This is a genomic window from Halosimplex salinum (assembly GCF_003730195.1).
GTDB classification, from domain to species: domain Archaea; phylum Halobacteriota; class Halobacteria; order Halobacteriales; family Haloarculaceae; genus Halosimplex; species Halosimplex salinum.
This window is the reverse complement of the sequence record NZ_QWGG01000001.1, coordinates 198400-218782: the sequence shown is the minus strand read 5'-3', so window position 1 is coordinate 218782 and position 20383 is coordinate 198400. Positions and strand designations below refer to the sequence as shown.

Annotated in this window: 15 protein-coding genes; 12 read left to right on the top strand and 3 right to left on the bottom strand. The window is 66.3% G+C overall.

Annotated elements, in window-relative coordinates; translation table 11 throughout:
- The 3 genes from nuoL to D1409_RS01010 are packed head-to-tail and all read left to right on the top strand — an operon-like array spanning position 1 to position 5179.
- Positions 1-2094 carry an NADH-quinone oxidoreductase subunit L gene (gene nuoL, locus D1409_RS01020; RefSeq protein WP_123533169.1) on the top strand — a complete coding sequence of 698 codons (2094 nt, stop codon included), beginning with the start codon at positions 1-3 and terminating at the stop codon, positions 2092-2094.
- A complete protein-coding gene (locus tag D1409_RS01015) occupies positions 2094-3653 on the top strand; it encodes a complex I subunit 4 family protein (protein WP_123533167.1) in 1560 nt (519 codons plus the stop codon). Before nuoL ends, D1409_RS01015 begins: the two co-directional genes overlap by 1 nt.
- On the top strand, positions 3647-5179 hold the full coding sequence (locus D1409_RS01010) for an NADH-quinone oxidoreductase subunit N (RefSeq protein WP_123533165.1): 1533 nt from the start codon (positions 3647-3649) through the stop codon (positions 5177-5179). The genes D1409_RS01015 and D1409_RS01010 overlap by 7 nt, the downstream gene beginning before the upstream one ends.
- Positions 5180-5367: 188 nt before the next feature.
- Here the strand turns inward: D1409_RS01010 and D1409_RS01005 are convergent, their stop codons facing one another.
- Positions 5368-5841, bottom strand: a complete 474-nt coding sequence (locus tag D1409_RS01005) for a redoxin domain-containing protein (protein ID WP_123533163.1) — start codon at positions 5839-5841, stop codon at positions 5368-5370.
- A 120-nt stretch (positions 5842-5961) separates the two neighbouring features.
- On the opposite strand from D1409_RS01005, the gene D1409_RS01000 reads away from it, so the two are divergent.
- The gene (locus tag D1409_RS01000) at positions 5962-6909 is read left to right on the top strand and encodes a mechanosensitive ion channel family protein (protein ID WP_123533161.1); all 948 of its coding nucleotides are present in this window, start codon (positions 5962-5964) and stop codon (positions 6907-6909) included.
- Between the two features lie 21 nt (positions 6910-6930).
- On the opposite strand, the gene surE is transcribed toward D1409_RS01000, so the two are convergent.
- Complete coding sequence (gene surE, locus D1409_RS00995; RefSeq protein WP_123533159.1) at positions 6931-7806, bottom strand: 5'/3'-nucleotidase SurE; 876 nt, start codon at positions 7804-7806, stop codon at positions 6931-6933.
- Between the two features lie 144 nt (positions 7807-7950).
- Here surE and D1409_RS00990 point away from each other — a divergent pair, with 144 nt between their 5' ends.
- On the top strand, positions 7951-8541 hold the full coding sequence (locus D1409_RS00990; protein WP_123533157.1) for an NUDIX domain-containing protein: 591 nt from the start codon (positions 7951-7953) through the stop codon (positions 8539-8541).
- 22 nt (positions 8542-8563) lie between these two features.
- Here D1409_RS00990 and D1409_RS00985 read toward each other — a convergent pair whose 3' ends face one another.
- Positions 8564-9952 carry a cytochrome P450 gene (locus D1409_RS00985; RefSeq protein WP_123533155.1) on the bottom strand — a complete coding sequence of 463 codons (1389 nt, stop codon included), beginning with the start codon at positions 9950-9952 and terminating at the stop codon, positions 8564-8566.
- A gap of 397 nt (positions 9953-10349) precedes the next feature.
- Here D1409_RS00985 and D1409_RS00980 point away from each other — a divergent pair, with 397 nt between their 5' ends.
- The 7 genes from D1409_RS00980 (at position 10350) to D1409_RS00950 (ending at position 20382) form a co-directional block, all read left to right on the top strand.
- Positions 10350-11051 (top strand): O-methyltransferase, encoded by a 702-nt coding sequence (locus tag D1409_RS00980; protein WP_123533153.1) that lies wholly within the window; start codon positions 10350-10352, stop codon positions 11049-11051.
- A 46-nt stretch (positions 11052-11097) separates the two neighbouring features.
- On the top strand, positions 11098-12966 hold the full coding sequence (locus D1409_RS00975; protein ID WP_123533151.1) for an ABC transporter substrate-binding protein: 1869 nt from the start codon (positions 11098-11100) through the stop codon (positions 12964-12966).
- Positions 12967-13081: 115 nt separating this feature from the next.
- On the top strand, positions 13082-13684 hold the full coding sequence (locus D1409_RS00970) for a chemotaxis protein CheC (protein ID WP_123533149.1): 603 nt from the start codon (positions 13082-13084) through the stop codon (positions 13682-13684).
- A gap of 252 nt (positions 13685-13936) precedes the next feature.
- Positions 13937-15193, top strand: a complete 1257-nt coding sequence (locus D1409_RS00965) for an RNA-guided endonuclease InsQ/TnpB family protein (protein WP_123533147.1) — start codon at positions 13937-13939, stop codon at positions 15191-15193.
- An 85-nt stretch (positions 15194-15278) separates the two neighbouring features.
- Positions 15279-16934 (top strand): long-chain fatty acid--CoA ligase, encoded by a 1656-nt coding sequence (locus D1409_RS00960; protein WP_123533145.1) that lies wholly within the window; start codon positions 15279-15281, stop codon positions 16932-16934.
- 120 nt (positions 16935-17054) lie between these two features.
- Positions 17055-18209 carry an acyl-CoA dehydrogenase family protein gene (locus D1409_RS00955; RefSeq protein ID WP_123533143.1) on the top strand — a complete coding sequence of 385 codons (1155 nt, stop codon included), beginning with the start codon at positions 17055-17057 and terminating at the stop codon, positions 18207-18209.
- A 271-nt stretch (positions 18210-18480) separates the two neighbouring features.
- Entirely contained in the window at positions 18481-20382 is a 1902-nt protein-coding gene (locus D1409_RS00950) for a 2-oxoacid:acceptor oxidoreductase subunit alpha (RefSeq protein WP_123533142.1), read from the top strand.
- The last annotated feature ends 1 nt before the right edge of the window (position 20383 follow it).

The window sequence follows — 20383 nt, the reverse complement described above, 5'->3', positions numbered from 1 at the left end:
ATGGCAGGTGCATTTGACTTCGTTCCCGCGATCGCGGCGCTTCCACTCCTGGCGTTCGTCGTCTCCCTGTTCGCCGGGCAGTACATGCCGAAACGCGGCGCCGAGGCCGGCATCCTCGCGACCGCCGGCTCGCTGGTCCTGTCGATCTGGACCGCGCTGACCGTCGCCGGGATCACCGGCTCGGCCACGTCGTACAACGAGAACCTGTACACGTGGGTCGCCGGCGTCGCCGACGGCGCGGTGACGCTCCGACTCGGCGTGCTCGTCGACCCGCTGACGGCGCTCATGCTCGTCATCGTGTCGCTCATCGCCCTGCTCGTCCACGTCTTCTCGCTGGGCTACATGAACGACGAGGGCGAGACGGGCCTGCCGCGCTACTACGCCGGACTCGGGCTGTTCACCGCGAGCATGCTCGCGTTCGTCTTCTCGAACAACCTCCTGATGGCGTTCATGTTCTTCGAGCTGGTCGGGCTCTGCTCGTATCTCCTGATCGGCTTCTGGTTCCGCGAGGACGGCCCGCCGTCGGCCGCGAAGAAGGCGTTCCTCGTCACCCGCTTCGGTGACTACTTCTTCCTCATCGGCGTGGTCGGCGTCTTCGCCACCTTCGGCACCGGCCTGTTCGCCCCCATCACCGAGGGCGGCACGGTAGTCGCCGAGAGCTTCCCGCAGATGGCCGAACACGCGCTCGAAGACGGCGAGAGCTTCTTCGGCTACAGCGCACAGACGTGGATCACGATCCTCGGGATGCTCGTGCTGGGCGGCGTCGTCGGCAAGTCGGCGCAGTTCCCGCTGCACACGTGGCTGCCCGACGCGATGGAGGGTCCGACGCCGGTCTCTGCGCTCATCCACGCGGCGACGATGGTCGCGGCCGGGGTCTACCTGGTCGCCCGGATGTACGGCTTCTACCTGCTCTCGCCGACGGCGCTCGCGGTCATCGCGCTGATCGGTGGGTTCACCGCCCTGTTCGCGGCGACGATGGGCGTCGTCAAGCAGGAACTCAAGCAGGTGCTCGCGTACTCCACCATCTCGCAGTACGGATACATGATGCTCGCACTGGGGAGCGGGGGCTACGTCGCCGCCGTCTTTCACCTGACCACCCACGCGATCTTCAAGGCGCTCCTGTTCTTGGGCGCCGGGTCGGTCATCATCGCAATGCACCACAACGAGAACATGTGGGACATGGGCGGACTCAAGGATCGGATGCCCGTCACCTACTGGACGTTCCTCTCCGGGTCGCTCGCGCTCGCGGGCATCGTCCCGTTCGCGGGCTTCTGGTCCAAGGACGAGGTGCTGTTCGAGGCGCTCATCCACGGGTTCGGGAGCACGGGGACGCTCGGGACCATGTTCCTCGTCGCGTACGCGATGGGGCTCCTGGCCGTCTTCTTCACCGGCTTCTACACCTTCCGGATGGTGTACCTCACCTTCCACGGTGACGCTCGCACCGACGTCGCGCGTGACCCCGAGCCGGTCGGCTGGAACGTGAAGGGGCCGCTGTCCGTGCTCGGTATCGGCGCCGCGACGGTGGGCCTCATCAACATGAAGCCCATCGCCGACCTGACGGGGCTCCACATCGACTTCCTGCACAAGTGGCTGCTGGGCCCGGAGGAGGGCGGCTGGCCGGCCCTCACCTCGACGGGGCTGCACCACTACGAAGAGCTGATGCACAACGTCGCCGGGATCGACCCGGCGTATCCGCTCGGCGAGACGACGACGCTGCTCGTCTCGGCGCTCGTCTCGCTGAGTCTCGCGCTCGCCGGCGTGCTCGTCGCGCGGAGCCTGTACAACGAGCCCGAACCCGTCGAGCACACGGACAAGCTGGGAGGTGCGAAGACGCTGCTCATGCACAACTACTATCAGGACGAGTATCAGGTGTGGCTGGCACAGGGCGTGACGGTGCCGCTCGCGCGAGCGGCGGACAAGTTCGACCAGGGCGTCGTCGACGGCGTGGTCAACGGGATCAGTAGCGTGAGCCTCTTCACCGGCTCGCGCTTCCGACGCATCCAGTCGGGCGTCGTCACGAACTACGCGGCGCTGATGACGCTCTCGCTCGTGCTCCTGCTTGTCGTCTTCGTCGTCCTCGGAGGTGGTGTCTGATGCCCGTCGCAGGTCCCATCGAAGCGCTGCTGGCAGTGACGCTCGTCGGCGCGCTGGCGGTCTTCCTCGCCCCCGACGAGTGGGCGGGCAAACTCGCGACGGCGATCAGTCTGGTCCCCGTCGCGGTGAGTGCGTGGATGTACACGGCGTTCGACGGCGCCGGAAACGCCCTGCTGGGCGGCGACCTGGCCTTCGAGTCGACGATCGGCTGGGTCCAACTCGGCCGGTACGAACTCGCCTACCACGTCGGTCTCGACGGGATCAGCATGCCGCTGCTCCTGCTGACGACCGTGCTGACGACGCTCGCGCTGGTGAGTTCCTGGACGCCCATCGACGAGCGCCAGTCCCAGTTCTACGGGCTGATGCTCCTGATGGAGGCCAGCCTGATCGGCGTGTTCTCCGCGCTCGACTTCTTCATGTGGCTGGTGTTCTGGGAGGCCGTGCTCATCCCGATGTACTTCCTCATCGGCGTCTGGGGCGGCCCCCGCCGGAAGTACGCCGCCATCAAGTTCTTCGTCTACACGAACGTGGCGACGCTGATCATGTTCGTGGGCTTCATGGCGCTCGTCTTCGGGCTCGGCGACTCCATCTCGACGTTCGACATGCCCGAGATCGCCCAGGCGCTCCGGGCGGGTGGGAACCTCTCGGCGGTCGCCGGCATCCAGCCCGCGAACCTGTCGCTGATCGCGTTCACGCTCATGTTCGCCGGGTTCGCGGTGAAGGTGCCCGTCTTCCCCGTCCACACGTGGCTGCCGGACGCACACGTCGAGGCGCCCACGCCGGTGTCGGTCATGCTGGCGGGCGTCCTCCTGAAGATGGGGACCTACGCCCTGCTGCGGTTCAACTTCACGATGCTCCGAGAGGTCGCCGAGGCCAACGCGGCGATCATCGTCGCCTTCGGCGTCCTGAGCATCATCTACGGCGCGATGCTCGCGCTGGCTCAGCAGGATCTGAAACGCATCGTCGCCTACTCCTCCATCTCGTCGATGGGCTACGTCATCGTCGGACTGGTCGCGTTCACGCCCCACGGCTTCGGCGGCGCGACCTTCCAGATGATCTCCCACGGCCTCATCTCGGGGCTGATGTTCATGACGGTCGGCGTCATCTACAACGAGACCCACACCCGGATGGTCGGCGACATCTCCGGAATCGCGGACCGGATGCCCTGGGCGGTCGGCATCTTCGTCGCCGCCGCGTTCGGCTACATGGGCCTGCCGTTCATGGCCGGCTTCGCCGCCGAGTACCTCATCTTCCAGGGCGCGTTCGCGTCGTCGGTCATCCCGGCCGCGCCGCTGGTGACCGGCGTCGCGATGTTCGGTATCGTCATCGTCGCGGGCTACCTGCTCTGGGCGATGCAGCGGACGCTGTTCGGCGAGTACAGCCTCGCGACCGACTACGACGTGTCGCGCGCACCCGTCCACGACGTGGCGCCGCTGGTGGTGCTCCTGGCGCTGGTCATCGTGCTCGGCGTGCGCCCGGGACTGGTGTACCAGATGATTCAGGACGCTGTTAACCCACTTCTCGACACTGCGCTTCAGGGAGGTGTCGCGCTATGGTAGTCGACATCGCCGGCTTCCAGGTGGCCGACTGGGTCGCGCTGGTGCCGTCGCTGATACTCGGCGTGACGGCGATGCTGCTGTTCATCGTCGACAGCATCGAGCCTCGACCGGGCACGAGTTCCAACACCGTGCTGGCCGGGCTGTCGACGCTCGGCGCGCTCGGCGCGTTCCTCGTCGCCGGCTACTTCCTCGTGCTCGGCGTCGGGCAACCGCGGGGCACGGGCGCGGTCGACCTGTTCAACGGCCAGCTGGTCGTCGACGGGATGAGCCTGTTCTTCGTGGTCATCGTCGGCAGCGTGACGGCGCTCGTCACGCTGGCGAGCTACGACTACCTCGAGGGGCAGGAGTACCAGGCGGAGTACTACGGGCTGGTCATCATGGCGGCGACGGGCATGTCGCTGATGGCATCAGCCAACAGCCTCGCGACGATCTTCGTCAGCCTCGAACTCTCCAGTCTGCCCTCCTACGCGCTGGTCGCGTTCCTGAAGAAGAACCGCGGCAGCGTCGAGGGCGGGCTGAAGTACCTCCTCGTCGGCGCGCTGTCCTCGTCCGTGCTGGTCTACGGGATCAGCCTCGTCTACGCCGCGAGCGGGAGCCTCCAGCTGAACGCGGTGGCCGATGCGCTGGCCGGCGGGTCGTCCGTCCCGGTCGGCATCCTCGGCGTCGGGATCATCATGGTCCTGCTCGGGTTCGCGTTCAAGACGGCGAGCGTCCCGTTCCACTTCTGGGCGCCCGAGGCATACGAGGGCGCGCCCGCGCCCGTCTCGGCGTTCCTCTCGTCGGCCTCGAAGGCCGCCGGGTTCGTCGTCGCCTTCCGCGTGTTCCTGACGGCCTTCCCCGAGGTCGGCGGCCTCGCGGGCGGCGACCCGATGGTCGACTGGGTCACCGCCGTGACGGTGCTGGCGGTCGTCACGATGACGGTCGGCAACTTCGCGGCCGCGACCCAGGAGAAGGTCAAGCGGATGCTCGCCTACTCGTCGGTGGGCCACGCCGGCTACGCCCTCATCGGGCTGGCGGCGCTGAACGCCCCCGACCAGGGCTTCGTCCTCGGCGCGAGCATGATGCACCTGCTCGTCTACGGGTTCATGAACACCGGCGCGTTCCTGTTCATCGCGCTCACCGAGCACTGGGGCATCGGCCGCACCTTCCAGGACTTCAACGGCCTCTCGACGCAGGCGCCGCTGGCCTGCGCCGCGATGACCGTCTTCCTGTTCAGTCTGGCCGGCCTGCCCATCGGCGGCGGGTTCATCTCGAAGCTCTACCTGCTGGCGGCGACGGCCCAGGCCGGGTCGTGGCTGCTCGGCGCGGCGCTCATCGTCAACAGCGCCCTCTCGCTGTTCTACTACAGCAGGGTCGTCAAGGCGATGTGGATCGAGGACCCCAGCGCCGACCTCGAGGTGGACTCGTACCCGAGTTCGCTGTACGCCGCCGTCGTCATCGCGGCGTTCGTGACGTTCGCGCTGCTGCCCGCGTTCGGCCTCCTCTCGCCGAGCGCCTTCGACGCCGCGTCGGTCCTCTTCGGCTGACCGACCGCCGATTTTTCGCGTTCTTCGCGTTTCCGGTCGTTCTCTCCGCCAAGAGTGACATCGACGGCGACCGCCGACGTGACCGGGCGGTGCGAGCCCCGCCAGCGAAGCCGAGCGCACGCGGCCGTAGCTCTCGGAGCCCGGTTCCCGGAAAGAGGCCGCAGTGGAAGGGTGACCGTTCGACTGCGTCAGGCCGACCGGACGGCGTCGAGCAGTTCGTCGTAGTCGGGTTCGTTGGTCGGGTCGTCGGCGACCCAGGCGTAGACGACGGTACCCTCGTCGTCGAGGACGAACACCGCGCGGTTGGCGTTGCCGTACAGACCGAGGTCGGGGATGTCCGTCTCGAGGTCGTAGGCGCGGATGGCGTCGCCGTTCATGTCGCTGACGAGGTTGAACTCGATGCCGTGTTTCTCGCGGAAGGCGCCCTGCGAGAACGGCGAGTCCGCGCTGACACCGAGGATGGTGGCGCCCGCGTCCTCGAAGTCGTCGAGTCGCTCCTGGAAGGCGACCATCTCGCTGGTGCAGGGCGGTGTGAACGCGCCGGGGAAGAAGGCGAGGACGACCGGACCGTCGCCGACGTGGTCGGCCAGGTCGAAGTCCTCGTGGTCACTCGTGCCGAGCGTCGCGGTGAACGTGGGTGCGGAGTCGCCTGTGGATACCATCGTCCCATCGTACGTCTCTCTGTCAGATAAATGTCGTACCGAACCGGTTGCCCCCGATATCGGCCGCGTCGGGTCGTCAGTCGGGAGGCCTTAGTATCGTCGTCCCCAGCAGACTGGCAGATGCGACGCGTCGGGTACCTCTCGTTGGTCGCCGCGGGCACAGCCGCTGTCGCGAGCCGGTTCGTCGCCGAGGCGATCGAACCGCGGAGCGTCTGGGGGCTGTCCGCGGAACAGGTCGCAGTCACCGCGCTGATCGGCGTCGCCGTCGTCCTCGCGACGTTCGGGTCATACCGCGTCGTCAGCGGGTGGCTGCTGGAACGGTCGGCCTCGAAACGTCGCCAGCACGACCTCAGGAACGTCCTCCGATTGACGTTCGGGCTCGCCGGGACCGTCGGACTGCTTGGCGTCGTCACCGAGCAGTGGCTCGGCGTCCTCTTCTCGCTGGGGATCGTCGGCTTCGGGATCACGTTCGCGCTCCAGCAGCCGCTGTTCTCGCTCATCGGCTGGGTGTACATCATGGTCAACCGACCGTACCAGGTGGGCGACCGGGTGGCTATCGAGGACTCCAAGGGCGACGTGGTCGAGGTGAACTTCCTCGTGACGACGCTGTGGGAGATAAACGGCGAACTCGTCTCCTCGAACCAGCCCTCGGGGCGGACGATCACGCTCCCGAACTCCGTCGTGCTCTCCTCGCACGTCAAGAACTTCACGCAAGAGGCGTTCCCGTACGTCTGGAACGAGATCAGCGTGGAAGTGGCCTACGAGACGGACCTCGCGTTCGCGCGCGAGACGATGGTCCGCATCGCGGACGACGTCGTCGGCGAGGAGATGGAGCGCAACGTCGAGCGCTACCGGAAGCGCCTGGCCGAGACGCCGGTCGAACTCGAGGTGAACTCGCGCCCGACGGTCAACGTCGAACAGGAGACGTCGTGGGTGAAGCTGAAAGTTCGGTACATCGTCCACCCGCGACGCGGCCAGCGGACGAAGAACGAACTCTACGAGCGGATCCTCGCTGCGTTCAACGAGCACCCCGACCGCGTGAAGTTCCCGGTGAGCCGCAACCGGTGAGCCCCGTTCGCGGTCCGCCGCTTACGCCGAGGATCGTTCGCACCGCTCGTTGCGAGCTGCGACCGCCCTTTCGATCACCGGACAGTCGACCGGTGCGACCGGGACCGAGAGCGGCGAGACCGCGATCGCACCGTCGCGAAGGGCGCCCTGCTCCGAGTCCGCTGGGAGCGAGGAAGGCGGGAGTTCGCCCGGCGCGGGCGAGTCCTCGGCGAGGCGATTCTGGGGGCCGTAGTAGTGCTCGAACAGGACCGACCCGTCGTCGTCCCTGACCGTGGCGTCGTAGAACTCGCGCGGTTCGGTCACGCGCATCGGCGCGTCGTCGGTCACCAGTCCGTCTCGTCCCACCGGGACGTTCACGTTCAGAAGGTCCGCGCACCCGTCGCGGCGGTGACTCTCGACGAGGGCCGGGAGCAGCGAGGTGGCGACGTCGGCCGCGGCCGCGTAGTTGAACTCGGCTTCCGGTCGCGGCAGCAGCGATCCGGGGTCGTACGACGAGAGGGCGACGGCGGGGACGTCGAGCCACGCGGCCTCGACGGCGGCGCCGACGGTGCCCGACTGGCCGAGAACGTACGACCCCACGTTCGGACCGTGGTTACAGCCCGAGACGACCGCGTCGGGGGTACTGTCCAGTCCCCGGAGGCCGAAGGCTGCGCAGTCAGCGGGCATGCCGTCGACGGCGTACCCGGCGTCCGTCTCCTCGTAGGAGATCCGGCGCTGGCGCGTGCGCCCGACCCCGCTGACGTCTCCCTCCGGCGCGACGACCGTCACGTCTGCCTCCTCCGAGAGCCTGTCCGCGACTGCCCGGAGACCGTGGCCGTCGATACCGTCGTCGTTCGTCACGAGGACGTGTTCTATCTCGTCACCGAGTCCAGCGTCGCTCCCGTCGGTCCCGTCCATTCGTACTCACGACGGTTCAGTCGGGTCCCCCGAAAAAGGTACTCCTCACTGACGGGACACACCGGCAGGCCCGAGAGCGGCGCGAACCCGAACCGTCGATCGTGTCAGACACGTTTATTATCACGCACCGTCGACGATGTGTCAATGCCCAACACGCCACCCGACTACTGCCCGTCGTGTGGTGGGCGGCTGGAACCGGTCGACCCGCCGGCCGTCCAGCGCTGCGCTGACTGCGGCGAGTACGAGTTCTTCAATCCTATCCCCACGGCACGGATCGCCGTCCTCGACAGCGGGGGACGGAGTCTCCCGGGCAGTGCGGCGACGCCGCACGACGGCGACGGCGTGCTCCTCGTGAAAGTCGACGTGCCGGACCGGGACCTCTGGGGGACACCGGGCGGGATGGTCGAGGCCGGCGAGGACCCCGACGTAGCGGGCGCCCGCGAGCTCGAGGAGGAGACGACGCTGACCGTCGACCCCGCCGATCTGGTGCTGTTCGACGCGCGGACGTTCGTCAAGTTCGAGGCCACGCACAAGACCTGCCTCTGCTACGCCGTCGACGCGGCGGACGTGTCCGGGACGCCCGAGGCCGACGACGAGGTGGCCGACGCGCGGTTCTGGACGCCCGACGAACTCGCCGCCGCCGAGGACCGACTGCTGACCAGCTGGCCCGAGGCGTACAAGGACCTGCAATGGTGGGTCGACGAGGGACGGGCGGCGCTCGAGAGAGACCGGTGACGCGAGAGTGCGGCGCTGGAGACTACCGCTCGACCAGTTCCATCTCCATCGTCTGCCGGGGATGCATCGTCAGCGACGGCATGAGTTCCAGTGGCGTCTCTCCGGAAAAGTCGAGTTCGTACTCGGAGACGACGGTGGCGACGATGAGCTTCGCCTCCAGCAGCGAGAGATGTTTCCCGATGCAGTGGCGCGGCCCGCCGCCGAAGGGGAAGTACGCGAAGCGCGGCCGGTCGGCACGTCGGTCCGGGCTGAACCGCTCGGGGTCGAACGACTCGGGGTCGTCCCAGTAGCGCTCGGAGCGGTGGACGCCCCACTGGGGCAGCATGATCGTCGCCCCGCTGGGTACACGGTACCCGCCGAGTTCGACGGGCTCGGTCGGCTCCCGGAAGATGGTGAACACCGGCGGATAGAGCCGCATCGCCTCGTCGATCACCCAGCCGAGGTACTCGAACTCCCGGACGTGTTCCATGCCCGGCCTGTCGCCGCCCAGCACCTCGTCGACCTCCGCCTGGACGCGACGCTCCGCGTCGGGATGCTCGGAGAGAAGGAACCACGTGTAGGTGAGCGTCAGCGCGGTGGTGTCGTGGCCCGCCAGCAGCATCGTCATCATCTCGTCGCGGAGTTGCTCCGCCGACTGCTCCCCGCGGTTCTGCGCGCGCAGGAGGACCGAGAGGAAGTCCATCGGCGGGTCGCCGTCGCTGGCGGCGTCGGCGCCGTCGTCGCCCCGCCCGACGACAGAGACACCGTCGACTCCCTCGGTCCCACGGCGCGTCTCGATGACCTCGTCGAGCACGGCGTCGAGCGTGTTCACGGCCGCTTCGAACTCGTCGTCGCCCGGCATCGGCACCCACTCGGGCATCGCGAACCGGAGCGGGTCGGGTTCGAACCGCCGACCCAGCGGTTCGAGCTGGTCCTGGACCGTCCGGACGCGCTCCGGCGAGAGCTCGACGCCCATCATCAGGTCGAGGATGACGTTCAGCGTCACGCGGGCCATCTCGCTCTCGACGTCGACGGTGTCGCCCGCCGACCACCCCGCGACCATCGACTCGGCGTGGCCGGTGATCCGGTCGGCCATGCCCGAGAGACGAGACATCTGGAAGGCCGGGGTGGCGAGTTTCCGCTGTGCCTGCCAGGTGTCGCCCTCGCTCAGGAGGAGGCCGTCGCCCAGCAGGTCGCCCAGCGCGTCGTTCTGGAAGTCGGGCTTGCGGAAGCTGTCGGACTCCGAGACGAGCACGCGCTCGATGTCGGTTGGGTCGGTCACCATGTAGGTGTTCATCGGCCCCATGTCGAAGTTGGCCACGTCGTCGTAGGCCTCCTCGAGCGCCGAGATGAACGAGAACGGGTCGCGGGCGTACCGCCGACTGCTCCCGAACAGCGGTTCCCCTTTCGGCCCCGGCGGCGTCTCTGACATGTCCGGGGTTACGGCCGTACCAGTAAGAATGTCTCGACGGTCAGGGGTTGTCGTCGTCGGGAAACCAGTATTCACGGCAACAGCGACCGCCAATCGAGCTATCGAACACAGCGTGAAAGCCCCGACCGCCTTCGGTCGTGCGGCTCGCTGCGCGCGCTCGCTTCGCTCGCGTGCTTACGTCGCCGTGCTTCCCGAAGGCGGTCGCCCCTTTCATTCCCACCCGATTTCCCTGTTCGGCGGCCGACGCTAGAGGCGAGCGAACCGAGGCGCTCACACTGTCAGCGGTCGCCAGAACGCGGTTCAGGGCCCCGGCCATCGACTCCAGTCTGAACACCCATTCCCGGCACGGACTACCGCGGCGGGGTCGCTTTTTCAGTGCGGGCGTCGAAGCCCGGATATGGCGGATTACGAGATATCGGAGTTCCTGGAATCGTTCGCGACCGCGCTGGGTCCCGAATCCGACGAAGTGATCGAGGAGATGGGCGCGCAGGCGCGCAGGGAAGGGTTCCCGTACGTCGGGCCCGCGGTGGGCGGGTGGCTGGCGATGTGTGCGCGCTTCGCCGACGCCGACCGGGTCTTCGAGTTCGGGTCCGGCTTCGGCTACTCGGCGTACTGGTTCGCCCGCGAACTCCCGGCTGACGGTGAAGTCGTCCTCACGGAGATCGACGCCGACGAACTCGACCAGGCCCGCGAGTACCTCGCCCGCGGCGGCCTCGCCGACCGCGCGGCGTTCGAACACGGCGACGCCATCGAGACGATCGAGTCCTACGACGGCCCCTTCGACGTGGTGCTGATCGACTGCCAGAAGGAGCGCTACGCCGAGGCGTTCGAGGCCGTCCGCGACAAGGTCGCCCCCGGTGGGATCGTCGCCGCCGACAACGCCGTCGCCGGCGGGTCGATCGACGCCGGCGATCTCAGAGCACACTTCGAGGACGGCGGCGCCGATGCTGGGTCGGGGGAAGCGACCGACGGCCCGGAGATGGACGCGATGACTCGCGGCATCGCCGACTACCTCGAAGCGGTCCGCGGGGACGAGGCCTTCGAGACGACGCTCCTCCCCCTGGGCGAGGGCGTCGCGGTCAGCCAGCGCGAGTGGTGAGTCGAGACAGCCGGGTTTTATTATCTCCTGCGTGTCACGTCGGGCAATGGCCGACGACGAGCCATCCAGACGACGGGTGCTTGCGTGGGGTGGAACCGGACTCGCGACGCTACTCGGTGGGTGTAGCGGACTCCTGAGGGAGGGAGAGACGCCCACCGGGACGCGACCACCGACGGCGTCCCCGACCGAGACGCCGACGGCGGCACCGACGCCGACGCCGTGGTCGACCGACACGCCGACGGACACGCCCACGGACACGCCGACCGACACCGAGACGCCGACGGACACGGAGGCGCCGACGGACGAGGTGTACGACACGACGCTGGTCGGAGTAACGACCGACGGACCGCCCTCGGACCTGCAGTTCAACCGCTTCCGGGTGACCCGGCTGGCCGATACGGCCACGAACCTGATCTACGAGCCGCTGGCGAAGTATCACTACGGGCGCGGGAAGTTCGTCCCCTACGCTGCGACCGACTGGGAAGTGACTCCCTCGACGATGACGGTGACGCTCCGGGAGGATCTGTCGTGGCACGACGGGCAAGCGGTGACCGCGTCTGACCTCGCGCTGCAGATCGAACTGTCGCGCAAGACCGGCCACGACATCTGGGACTACGTGACCGCCGTGACCGCTCGCGACGAGCGAACGGTCGTGCTGACGCTGGCGGAGGAGACACACCCGAAGATCCTCGAACACGCGCTGTTGACGGACCGCTTGCACGCCCACCCCGGCAGATACGAGCCGTTTCGCGAGCGCGACGATGAGGCGCTCACCGACTATCAGGAAAGGAAGCCGATCGGCAACGGCCCCTTCCGCCTGGTGTCGGCGGACTCACACGAGTTCCGACTGGAGCGGTTCGCGGACCACCCGCTCGCGGACCGAGTGACGTTCAGGTGGTACGAACTCAGGTACGTCGACACCAACTCGTCGATCCACCGGGCACTGCTGAACGACTCGGTGGACGTCGTGAACTCGGTGTTCACGCCGGCGCGGATCGTCGCGGACCTCCCGGGTCACTTTCGCGAAGCGCGGGTGCCCTCGAAGTGGGGATACGGTGTCCTCTTCGACCACACCGACGACCACTTCGGGACGCGCGAGGTCAGACAGGCCGTCGCGCACGTGGTCGACCGCGAGCAGGTCGCCGAGAACGCCGGTCCGCGCATCAAGACCGCCCCCGCGGTTCCCTGCGGGATCACCGCCGGAGACCAGGAGCGCTGGCTGGGCGAGGAGCAGTCCTCGTACCCGGACTACGGCGCCGACGCGTCCCGGACCGACGCGGCCGCGGACGTACTCGAATCCGCCGGATACAGCAAGTCTGGCGGGACGTGGCGGGACGCGTCGGGCGAACCGGTGTCGGTGGACTTCCTGTCGCCCAACGGGTGGAGCGACTGGACGCCGTCGAGCCAGACCGTCGTCGACCAGTTGAACTCGTTCGGCTTCGACGCCTCCCTCGAGACCGTCTCGGCGGGCGACTGGTTCCACCGGTTGATGAACGGGGAGTTCTCGATGGGCGCGTTCTTCTGGACGGCCCAGGGAAGCGAGGCCGCGTTCCCCTACTTCACCGCCCGGTACCAGATCGAAGCATCGCCCATCGACGGCGGTCACAACTTCCCCGAGGGAGAACGGACCGTCCCCGCCCGCGACGGGCCCGGTGAGACGACGATCGACCCGCGAGCGAAACTCGACGACCTGCGGACGACCGGCGACGCCGACGAGGCGACGGAACTCGTCCGGGACCTGGCCTGGCACAACGCTCACGACCTGCCGATGCTCGGTGTCACCGAGAAGTTCGACCAGTCGTTCGTCTCGACCGACGAGTGGACGGCGCCCGAGTCGGGGGCCGATGCCTACGGGGTCCGCTGGCCGCCCTCGTGGCTGGTTCGGACGGGACAGCTCCGGGCGGATCCGACCTGACCGGTCTGTCGCCGGCTCAGACCCTCGGACGCGTCACCAGTCTCGATTGCGAAAATCGGGGGGGACCGCTTATGTGTGTCCCGTCGAAACCGGACTCCACCCCTCAGGGTCGCCTATGAGTCTGAAGATAGATATACGGAAACTCGGGTTGTTCAACAAGATGGCAAAGGAGGGCGGGAGCACCGTCGCGGACCACCTCAGCCAGATGACGGGGATGGAGACCGAGATGGAGATCACCAAGATCAACTTCATCGACATCCCCGACATAAAAACTCACGTGGGCGACGCCGAGCAGATCGGTATCAGTATCGAGATGCTCGAACCCCCTCACGGGCACATCCTCTTTCTGATCGAGGCGCGAAGCGCCAAGGAACTCTCCCACGGGATGATCGGCGACATGGGCGAGACCGACCCGGCCTCGAAGGGGTTCACCGACATGGAGCGGTCGGCGATCCAGGAGATCGGGAACATCATGACGAGCGGGTTCATCGACGGGTGGGCGAACGTCCTCGACACGACCATCGACATCGGCCCGCCCTCCTTTATATTCGGTCCGGGGAGCGGAATGGTCGACGACCTCGTCGGCGACCGCGAGAGCGACATGGCCCTGATGTTCGACTCCCACGTCCAGGCGCCCGACTCCAACGTCGACGTGAAGGTGTACACCTTCCCCGAACTGGAGGAGCTCGTCTCGCTGATGCAGCAGATCGAGGTCTAGACGGAACCGACGGCCCGTCGGCGACAGCGGGGTGGGGCGACCGATCCGCTGGCCCCGCGGGACGCGACGAGGAAACGCGACTCGGAAGACTGGGAGTTTATAGATAGTGCGAGGCGAAAACCCACGGCTTTAGCCGTGGGATGAAGCCGACAACAGGGCAATAAGCCACGCTCGAATGCTCGGCCGGATATTCTACGCCAGTCACAGGTTTTAATATATTTCTATTCATGATTAATTATTATCACAGAACGGATGCTGGAGACGACCCGCACCCACGTCGTACGCATCACGAACCTCAGTCAGGTTCGTGACGACCTCGACCGGTGTGGGTTCTCCGCATCTAAACTGTGGAACGTTGGCCGATACTACATCCAACAACGGTGGGACGAAACTGGTGAGATACCCGACGACACCGAGTTGAAATCGGAGCTGAAAGACCACGAACGCTACAGTGACCTGCATTCGCAGTCGAGTCAGCGAGTTCTCGAAGAACTTGCTGAGGCGTTCACTGGCTGGTACAACTCTGACGACGGCGACAACCCACCGGGCTACCGAAAACGCGGCGACGATCACCCGCGTTCTACCGTGACGTGGAAGCAGAACGGCATCAAGCACGACGGCAAACACAATCACATCCGTCTCTCGAAGGGCTGGAACCTGAAAGAGAGTCGGTATGACTTCATCCTCGCGGAGTACAAAACGCGGCCCGACGTAGAAGTCGAGAACATCCAGCAGGTGCGCGCCGTCTGGAACGGTGACGAGTGGGAACTCCACTTCGTCTGCAAGAAAGAGATTCCAGTCGAAGACGCACCCGGCAACAACACGGCTGGGATCGATCTCGGCATCAGCAACTACCTCGCAATCGACTACGAGGGCGTCCTCTCGGAGCTGTATCCGGGGAATACGCTGAAAGAGAACAAACACTACTTCACCCGCGAAGAATATCGATCCGAGGGTGAGAACGGCCCGTCGAAGCGTGCGCTAACGGCACGGCAGACACTCTCCCGACGTAAAAACCACTTCCTCCATGCCCTCTCGAAACACATCGTACAACGGTGTGTCGAAGAAAGTGTGGAGACGATAGCGGTCGGCGACCTCAGCGACATCCGAGAGGACGAGACCGGCGATTCTCAGAACTGGGGTGCGTCGGGGAACAAGAAACTCCACGGATGGGAGTTCGACCGCTTCATCCGCCAGCTCGAGTACAAGGCCGAAGAACACGGTATCCTCGTCGACCGCGTGGACGAGGAAAACACCTCGAAGACGTGTTCGTGTTGCGGGCAGATTCGAGACGCAAATCGCCTGGAGCGGGGGTTGTACGTCTGTTCGTCGTGCGAAACAACGATGAACGCGGACGTGAATGGAGCAGTGAACATCCGCAGAAAGATAACTCAGAGTCCCCCAACTGGGGATATGAGTAACGGCTGTTTGGCCCAGCCCGGAGTCTACCTGTTCGACCGCGAGACCGGACGGTTCACACCGAGAGAGCAGGCAGACTGCAAACCCTAATATCCCACCGCTCGGGAATCCCATGGCTTCAGCCGTGGGAGGAGGTCAAGCGGGCTTCTTGTACCTCCGACCCTTGTGTTAGCACATGCCAGGCGGAACCGACCAGACCCTGCGGCCGTTCCTGTGGAGAGCCGAGCGACTGTACCCGGAGACGGAGATCGTCTCTCGGACACACGACGGCGTCGTCAGGTACGACTACGACGAGTACGCCGACCGGACGGCACAGCTCGCCAACGCCCTGGACGACGCGGGGTACGGCGACGGCGAGCGCCTCGGTACCTTCTGCTGGAACCACCACCGCCACTACGAGACGTACTTCGGCGTCCCCGGTATCGGTGCCCAGCTACACACGATCAACCCGCTGCTCCCCGACGAGCACGTCCAGTACATCGTCGAGAACGCCCAGGACGAGACGATATTCGTCGACCACTCCCTCCTCCCGAAGCTCGAGGGCGCGTACGCGGACGACCCATCGTCGTTCGAGTCCGTCGAGCGGTTCGTCGTGATGGGCGAGACGGTGCCAGATACCGACCTCGAGGCCGTCGCCTACGAGTCGTTCATCGAGGACAAGCCGACGAGCTACGACTGGCCGGACAACGACGGGGACCAGCGCGCCGGGCTCTGCTACACCTCCGGGACGACGGGTCGCCCGAAGGGCGTCGAGTACACCCAGCAGATGCTCTGGAGTCACACGATGGCGCTCCAGCAGCCACAGGGGATCCCCATCGACGACGACGACGTCGTGATGCCGGTCGTCCCGATGTTCCACGTCAACGCGTGGGGCCTGCCGTTCTCGACGACGGCCGGCGGCGCGAAACACGTCTACCCGGGACCCCAGCCCGGACCCGAGGACCTCGCGACCCTCATCGAAGAGGAGGGGGTGACGATCACGGCGGGGGTGCCCACGGTGTGGCTGGGGCTGATGGAGTACGTGAAGGAGAACGACGTCGACCTCTCGGCGCTCAACACGCTCGTCGTCGGCGGGAGCGCTGCGCCCGAGGCGATGATCCGGTTCTTCGACGACCACGGCGTGGAACTGCTCCACGCGTGGGGTATGACCGAGACCTCGCCGGTCGGGTCGGCCGCCCACCTGAAGAGCGACCTTGCGGACGCCGACTACGAGACGCAACTGGAGAAACGCTCCAAGCAGGGCCTCATCACGCCGGGACTCCAGTACAGGGTCATCGACGACGACGGCAACGAGGTACCCGCAAACGGCGAGGACTTCGGCGAACTGTGGGTCAAAGGGCCGTGGGTGACGACGGAGTACTTCGAGCGGCCGGAGGCGAACGAACTCGAGTTCGAAGACGGCTACCTGAAGACGGGCGACGTGGTCTCCGTCGACGAGGACGGCTACATCAAGATCGTCGACCGGGCGAAAGACGTGATCAAGAGCGGCGGCGAGTGGATCTCCTCGCAGGAACTGGAGAACGAACTGATGGCCCACGACGACGTGGCCGAGGCCGCCGTCATCGGCGTGCCCCACGAACGCTGGCAGGAACGGCCGCTCGCGCTGGTCGTCCCGAACGAGGGCGTGGATCACGACGCGCTCGAGTCCAGCCTCAGCGACCACGTCCTCGAATCCTACCCCAAGTGGTGGGTGCCGGACAACGTCGTCTTCATCGACGAGGTCCCCAAGACCGCGACTGGAAAGTTCAACAAACAGGCCCTCCGCGAGGAGTACGGCGACGAGTCGCTCGTCGAGGGCCGCGTCCCCGAGGACGCGGCGCCCGGGACCTAACTGGGAGCTGACACCGGGTCTCGTCTCCGATTCGCTCGACCGCACGGGGAAACGAACAACTCTCCGTCCGTTTCTCGGCGTGCCAGCGGTTATTTCCTGTTCGCGCCCCTGGGACGGGACATGGAACTTCTAGACGAGCGACTGGTCCCCGAGGGAGCCCGCGACGTCAAACAGCAGGCCCGCGAGTTCGCGGCCGAACACATCGCGCCGAACGCCGAGGCGTACTTCGAGTCCGGCGAGTACCCCCACGAGGTCCTCGAAGCCGGGATGGACGCCGGACTGGTCGCACAGGACATCGGCGAGGAGTACGGCGGCAAAGGGTTCGACCTCCATCAGGTCCTCGCGATCGCCGAGGAGTTCTACCGGGCCGACGCCGGCATCGCGCTCACCCTCCAGTTGGCGAGTTTCGGCGCGGAGATCCTCGAAGAACACGGCGACGAGGCGCTCAAATCGGAGTACCTCCCGCCGGTCGCGGAGAACGAACAGATCACGGGGCTCGCTGTCTCCGAACCCGACACCGGGAGCGACCTCGCCGGGATGAGCACTACCGCGGAGGAGGACGGCGACGAGTACGTCCTGAACGGCGAGAAGTACTGGATCGGCAACGGGGTCGAGGCCGACTGGGTGACGGTGTACGCCAAGACCGGCGACGACCCGAACAACCGGTACGGCAACTACTCGCTGTTCGTCGTGCCGACGGACACGGACGGGTACGACGCGGAGCACATCCCCGAGAAGATGGCCTTCCGCGCGTCGAAGCAGGCTCACCTTACCCTCGAAGACTGCCGCGTGCCCGAAGACCACATGATCGGCGTGGAGGGCGCGGGCTTCTACATGCTCGCGGAGTTCTTCAACCACGGCCGCGTCGTCGTCGGCGGCCACGGCATCGGGATGGCCGCGGCGGCCATCGAAGAGGCCTGGGACTTCGTCCACGACCGCGAGGCGTTCGGCCGGTCGGTCGACGAGTTCCAGGCCGTCCAGCACAAGCTCGCGGACATGCGGACGGAGTTCGAGGCCGCCCGCGCGCTGAACTGGCGGGCCGCCGACCACGTCGCCGACAGCGACGACGCCGGCTTCTGGGCGGCGATGGCGAAGCTCAAGTCGACGGAGACGGCCAACGACTGCGCACAGAAGGCCATGCAGCTCCACGGCGGCCGCTCGGTGCTCCACGACCGACGGATCGCCCGCGTCTACCGCGACGTGCGAGTCCCCGTCATCTACGAGGGAGCGAACGACATCCAGCGCAACCTGATCTACAACCAGACCCCGAAGTGACCCCGTTCTGACCGGGGTTCGAACTGCTTACTCCGTGATAGGTGGACCGTATCGAGAGATACAGAATCCGATTCTGTTGTGCCGAACACCGGTGAGTATGCGAGCGGTATCTGTCCTGTGCGTGCGGTTGTCACCCCATCGCCAGTTCCGGCGCGAGAGCGCTCGTACCCATCCTTCACGATTATTAAGCGGTGACAGAGTGAAAACGCTTTAGTCGGGGCCAGTCCTCGTTTCGTTCACGGCACCCGAATCGGGGCCGATCGATGTATCCATGACAGATCAGGAACTAATATGGCGGATCGCGGGTGGTTCCGGCGACGGTATCGACAGCAACAGTCGGTACTTCGCCAAGGCCCTCATGCGCTCGGGTCTCGACGTTTTCACACACCGACACTATCCGTCCCGGATCCGGGGCGGCCACACGTACGTCGAAGTACGGGCAACCCCGGACGGGGCGGCCTCGCGCGGGGACGGCTACAACTTCCTCCTCGCACTCGGTGACAGTTTCGCGCGGAACCCCTCGGAAGACGCCTACTACGGCAACGAGGAACTGAAACCCCTCTCGGAGAATCTGGACGACCTCCGGGAAGGCGGCATCATCGTGTACGACTCCGGCCTCATCGACGAGGAGCAGGTCGCGGAGCTCAACCTGGAGGAGCGTGCCGAGGAGAACGACTGGCACGTCTACCCGGTCGACCTGCGCGGCATCGCGAAGGAACACGGCCGCGAGATCATGCGCAACAACGCCGGTATCGGCGTCACGGCCGCGCTCCTCGACATGGACACCTCGGAGTACGAGGGCATCATGGAGGAGATGTGGAGCGACGACATCCTCGAGGCCAACCTCGCGGTCATCCAGGACGGCTACGAGCAGGCCCAGGAGTTCGAGCAGAACCACGACATCTCCATGCCGGACCACGAGGAGCCGGAGGAGCCCCAGGCGCTGGTGTCGGGCAGTGACGCCATCGCCTACGGCGCGCTCGACGCCGGCTGTCGGTTCATCGCCGGCTACCCCATGACGCCGTGGACCGACGTGTTCACGATCATGTCCCAGAACCTCCCGCAGTTCGGGGGGATCTCGGAGCAGGTCGAAGACGAGATCGCAGCGGCCGCGCTGGCGCTCGGCGCCAGCCACACCGGCGTCAAATCCATGTCCGGGTCCTCGGGCGGCGGGTTCGCGCTGATGAGCGAACCGCTCGGACTCGCGGAGATGTCCGAGACGCCGGTCGTCCTCATCGAGGCCATGCGCGCGGGGCCCTCGACGGGGATGCCGACGAAGCCCGAGCAGGCCGACCTCGAACACGTCCTCTACACGAGTCAGGGCGACTCGACGCGCGTCGTCCTCGCGCCGGGCGACCAGCAGGAGTGTTACGAGCAGATCCGGACCGCCTTCGAACTCGCCTACGACTACCAGATCCCGGCGCTTCTGATCTACGACCAGAAGCTCCAGGGCGAACTCCGCAACGTCGACGCGAGCTTCTTCGACCAGGAGCCCGACGGCGACCCGGGTTCGGTCATCACCGAAGAGGAGATCGCGGAGGCCGCGGAGCACCACGCAGGGAAGTTCAAGCGCTTCCAGTACGACGCCGAGGGCGGCAAGGAGGGCGTCAGCCCGCGCTCGGTGCCGGGCCAGAAGGGCGGTCGCTTCCTCGCGACCGGCAACGAGCACAACGAGGCCGGCCACATCAGCGAGGACCCGGACAACCGCGTCCTGCAGATGAACCGCCGGCTCGGCAAGCTCGAGTCCATCCGAGAGGAGCTCGACGAGAAGGGCAACCAGACCCACCACGGCCCCGACGAGGCCGAGTACGGTATCATGTGCTGGGGCAGCCATCAGGGGACGGTCTTCGAGGCCGTCGACCGGCTCAACGACGACGGTCACTCGGTCAAGGCCATCGGCGTCAGCGACCTGATGCCCTACCCCGAAGAGGAGGTGTCGGCGTTCCTCGAGTCCGTCGAGGAGTGTCTCGTCGTCGAGATGAACGCCACCGCCCAGTTCCGCGGCCTCACCCAGAAGGAGCTCGGTCGCTTCGGGCCGAAGCTCTCCAGTCTGCTCAAGTACAACGGGAACCCGTTCGAACCGGCGGAGATCGTCGAGGGCTTCGAGTCCAGCATCGAGGGCGAGGAACTGGCCGTCAGCAACATGAAGTACGTACCAGCGGCAGGTGACTAAC

Coding starts and splice junctions, on each gene's coding strand:
- D1409_RS00950 (WP_123533142.1), top strand. CDS start 18,481: ATGACAGATCAGGAACTAATATGGCGGATCGCGGGTGGTTCCGGCGAC.
- D1409_RS00965 (WP_123533147.1), top strand. CDS start 13,937: ATGCTGGAGACGACCCGCACCCACGTCGTACGCATCACGAACCTCAGT.
- D1409_RS01010 (WP_123533165.1), top strand. CDS start 3,647: ATGGTAGTCGACATCGCCGGCTTCCAGGTGGCCGACTGGGTCGCGCTG.
- D1409_RS00990 (WP_123533157.1), top strand. CDS start 7,951: ATGCCCAACACGCCACCCGACTACTGCCCGTCGTGTGGTGGGCGGCTG.
- D1409_RS00970 (WP_123533149.1), top strand. CDS start 13,082: ATGAGTCTGAAGATAGATATACGGAAACTCGGGTTGTTCAACAAGATG.
- D1409_RS00985 (WP_123533155.1), bottom strand. CDS start 9,952: ATGTCAGAGACGCCGCCGGGGCCGAAAGGGGAACCGCTGTTCGGGAGC.
- D1409_RS00960 (WP_123533145.1), top strand. CDS start 15,279: ATGCCAGGCGGAACCGACCAGACCCTGCGGCCGTTCCTGTGGAGAGCC.
- D1409_RS00975 (WP_123533151.1), top strand. CDS start 11,098: ATGGCCGACGACGAGCCATCCAGACGACGGGTGCTTGCGTGGGGTGGA.
- D1409_RS00955 (WP_123533143.1), top strand. CDS start 17,055: ATGGAACTTCTAGACGAGCGACTGGTCCCCGAGGGAGCCCGCGACGTC.
- D1409_RS01000 (WP_123533161.1), top strand. CDS start 5,962: ATGCGACGCGTCGGGTACCTCTCGTTGGTCGCCGCGGGCACAGCCGCT.
- D1409_RS01005 (WP_123533163.1), bottom strand. CDS start 5,841: ATGGTATCCACAGGCGACTCCGCACCCACGTTCACCGCGACGCTCGGC.
- nuoL (WP_123533169.1), top strand. CDS start 1: ATGGCAGGTGCATTTGACTTCGTTCCCGCGATCGCGGCGCTTCCACTC.
- surE (WP_123533159.1), bottom strand. CDS start 7,806: ATGGACGGGACCGACGGGAGCGACGCTGGACTCGGTGACGAGATAGAA.
- D1409_RS00980 (WP_123533153.1), top strand. CDS start 10,350: ATGGCGGATTACGAGATATCGGAGTTCCTGGAATCGTTCGCGACCGCG.
- D1409_RS01015 (WP_123533167.1), top strand. CDS start 2,094: ATGCCCGTCGCAGGTCCCATCGAAGCGCTGCTGGCAGTGACGCTCGTC.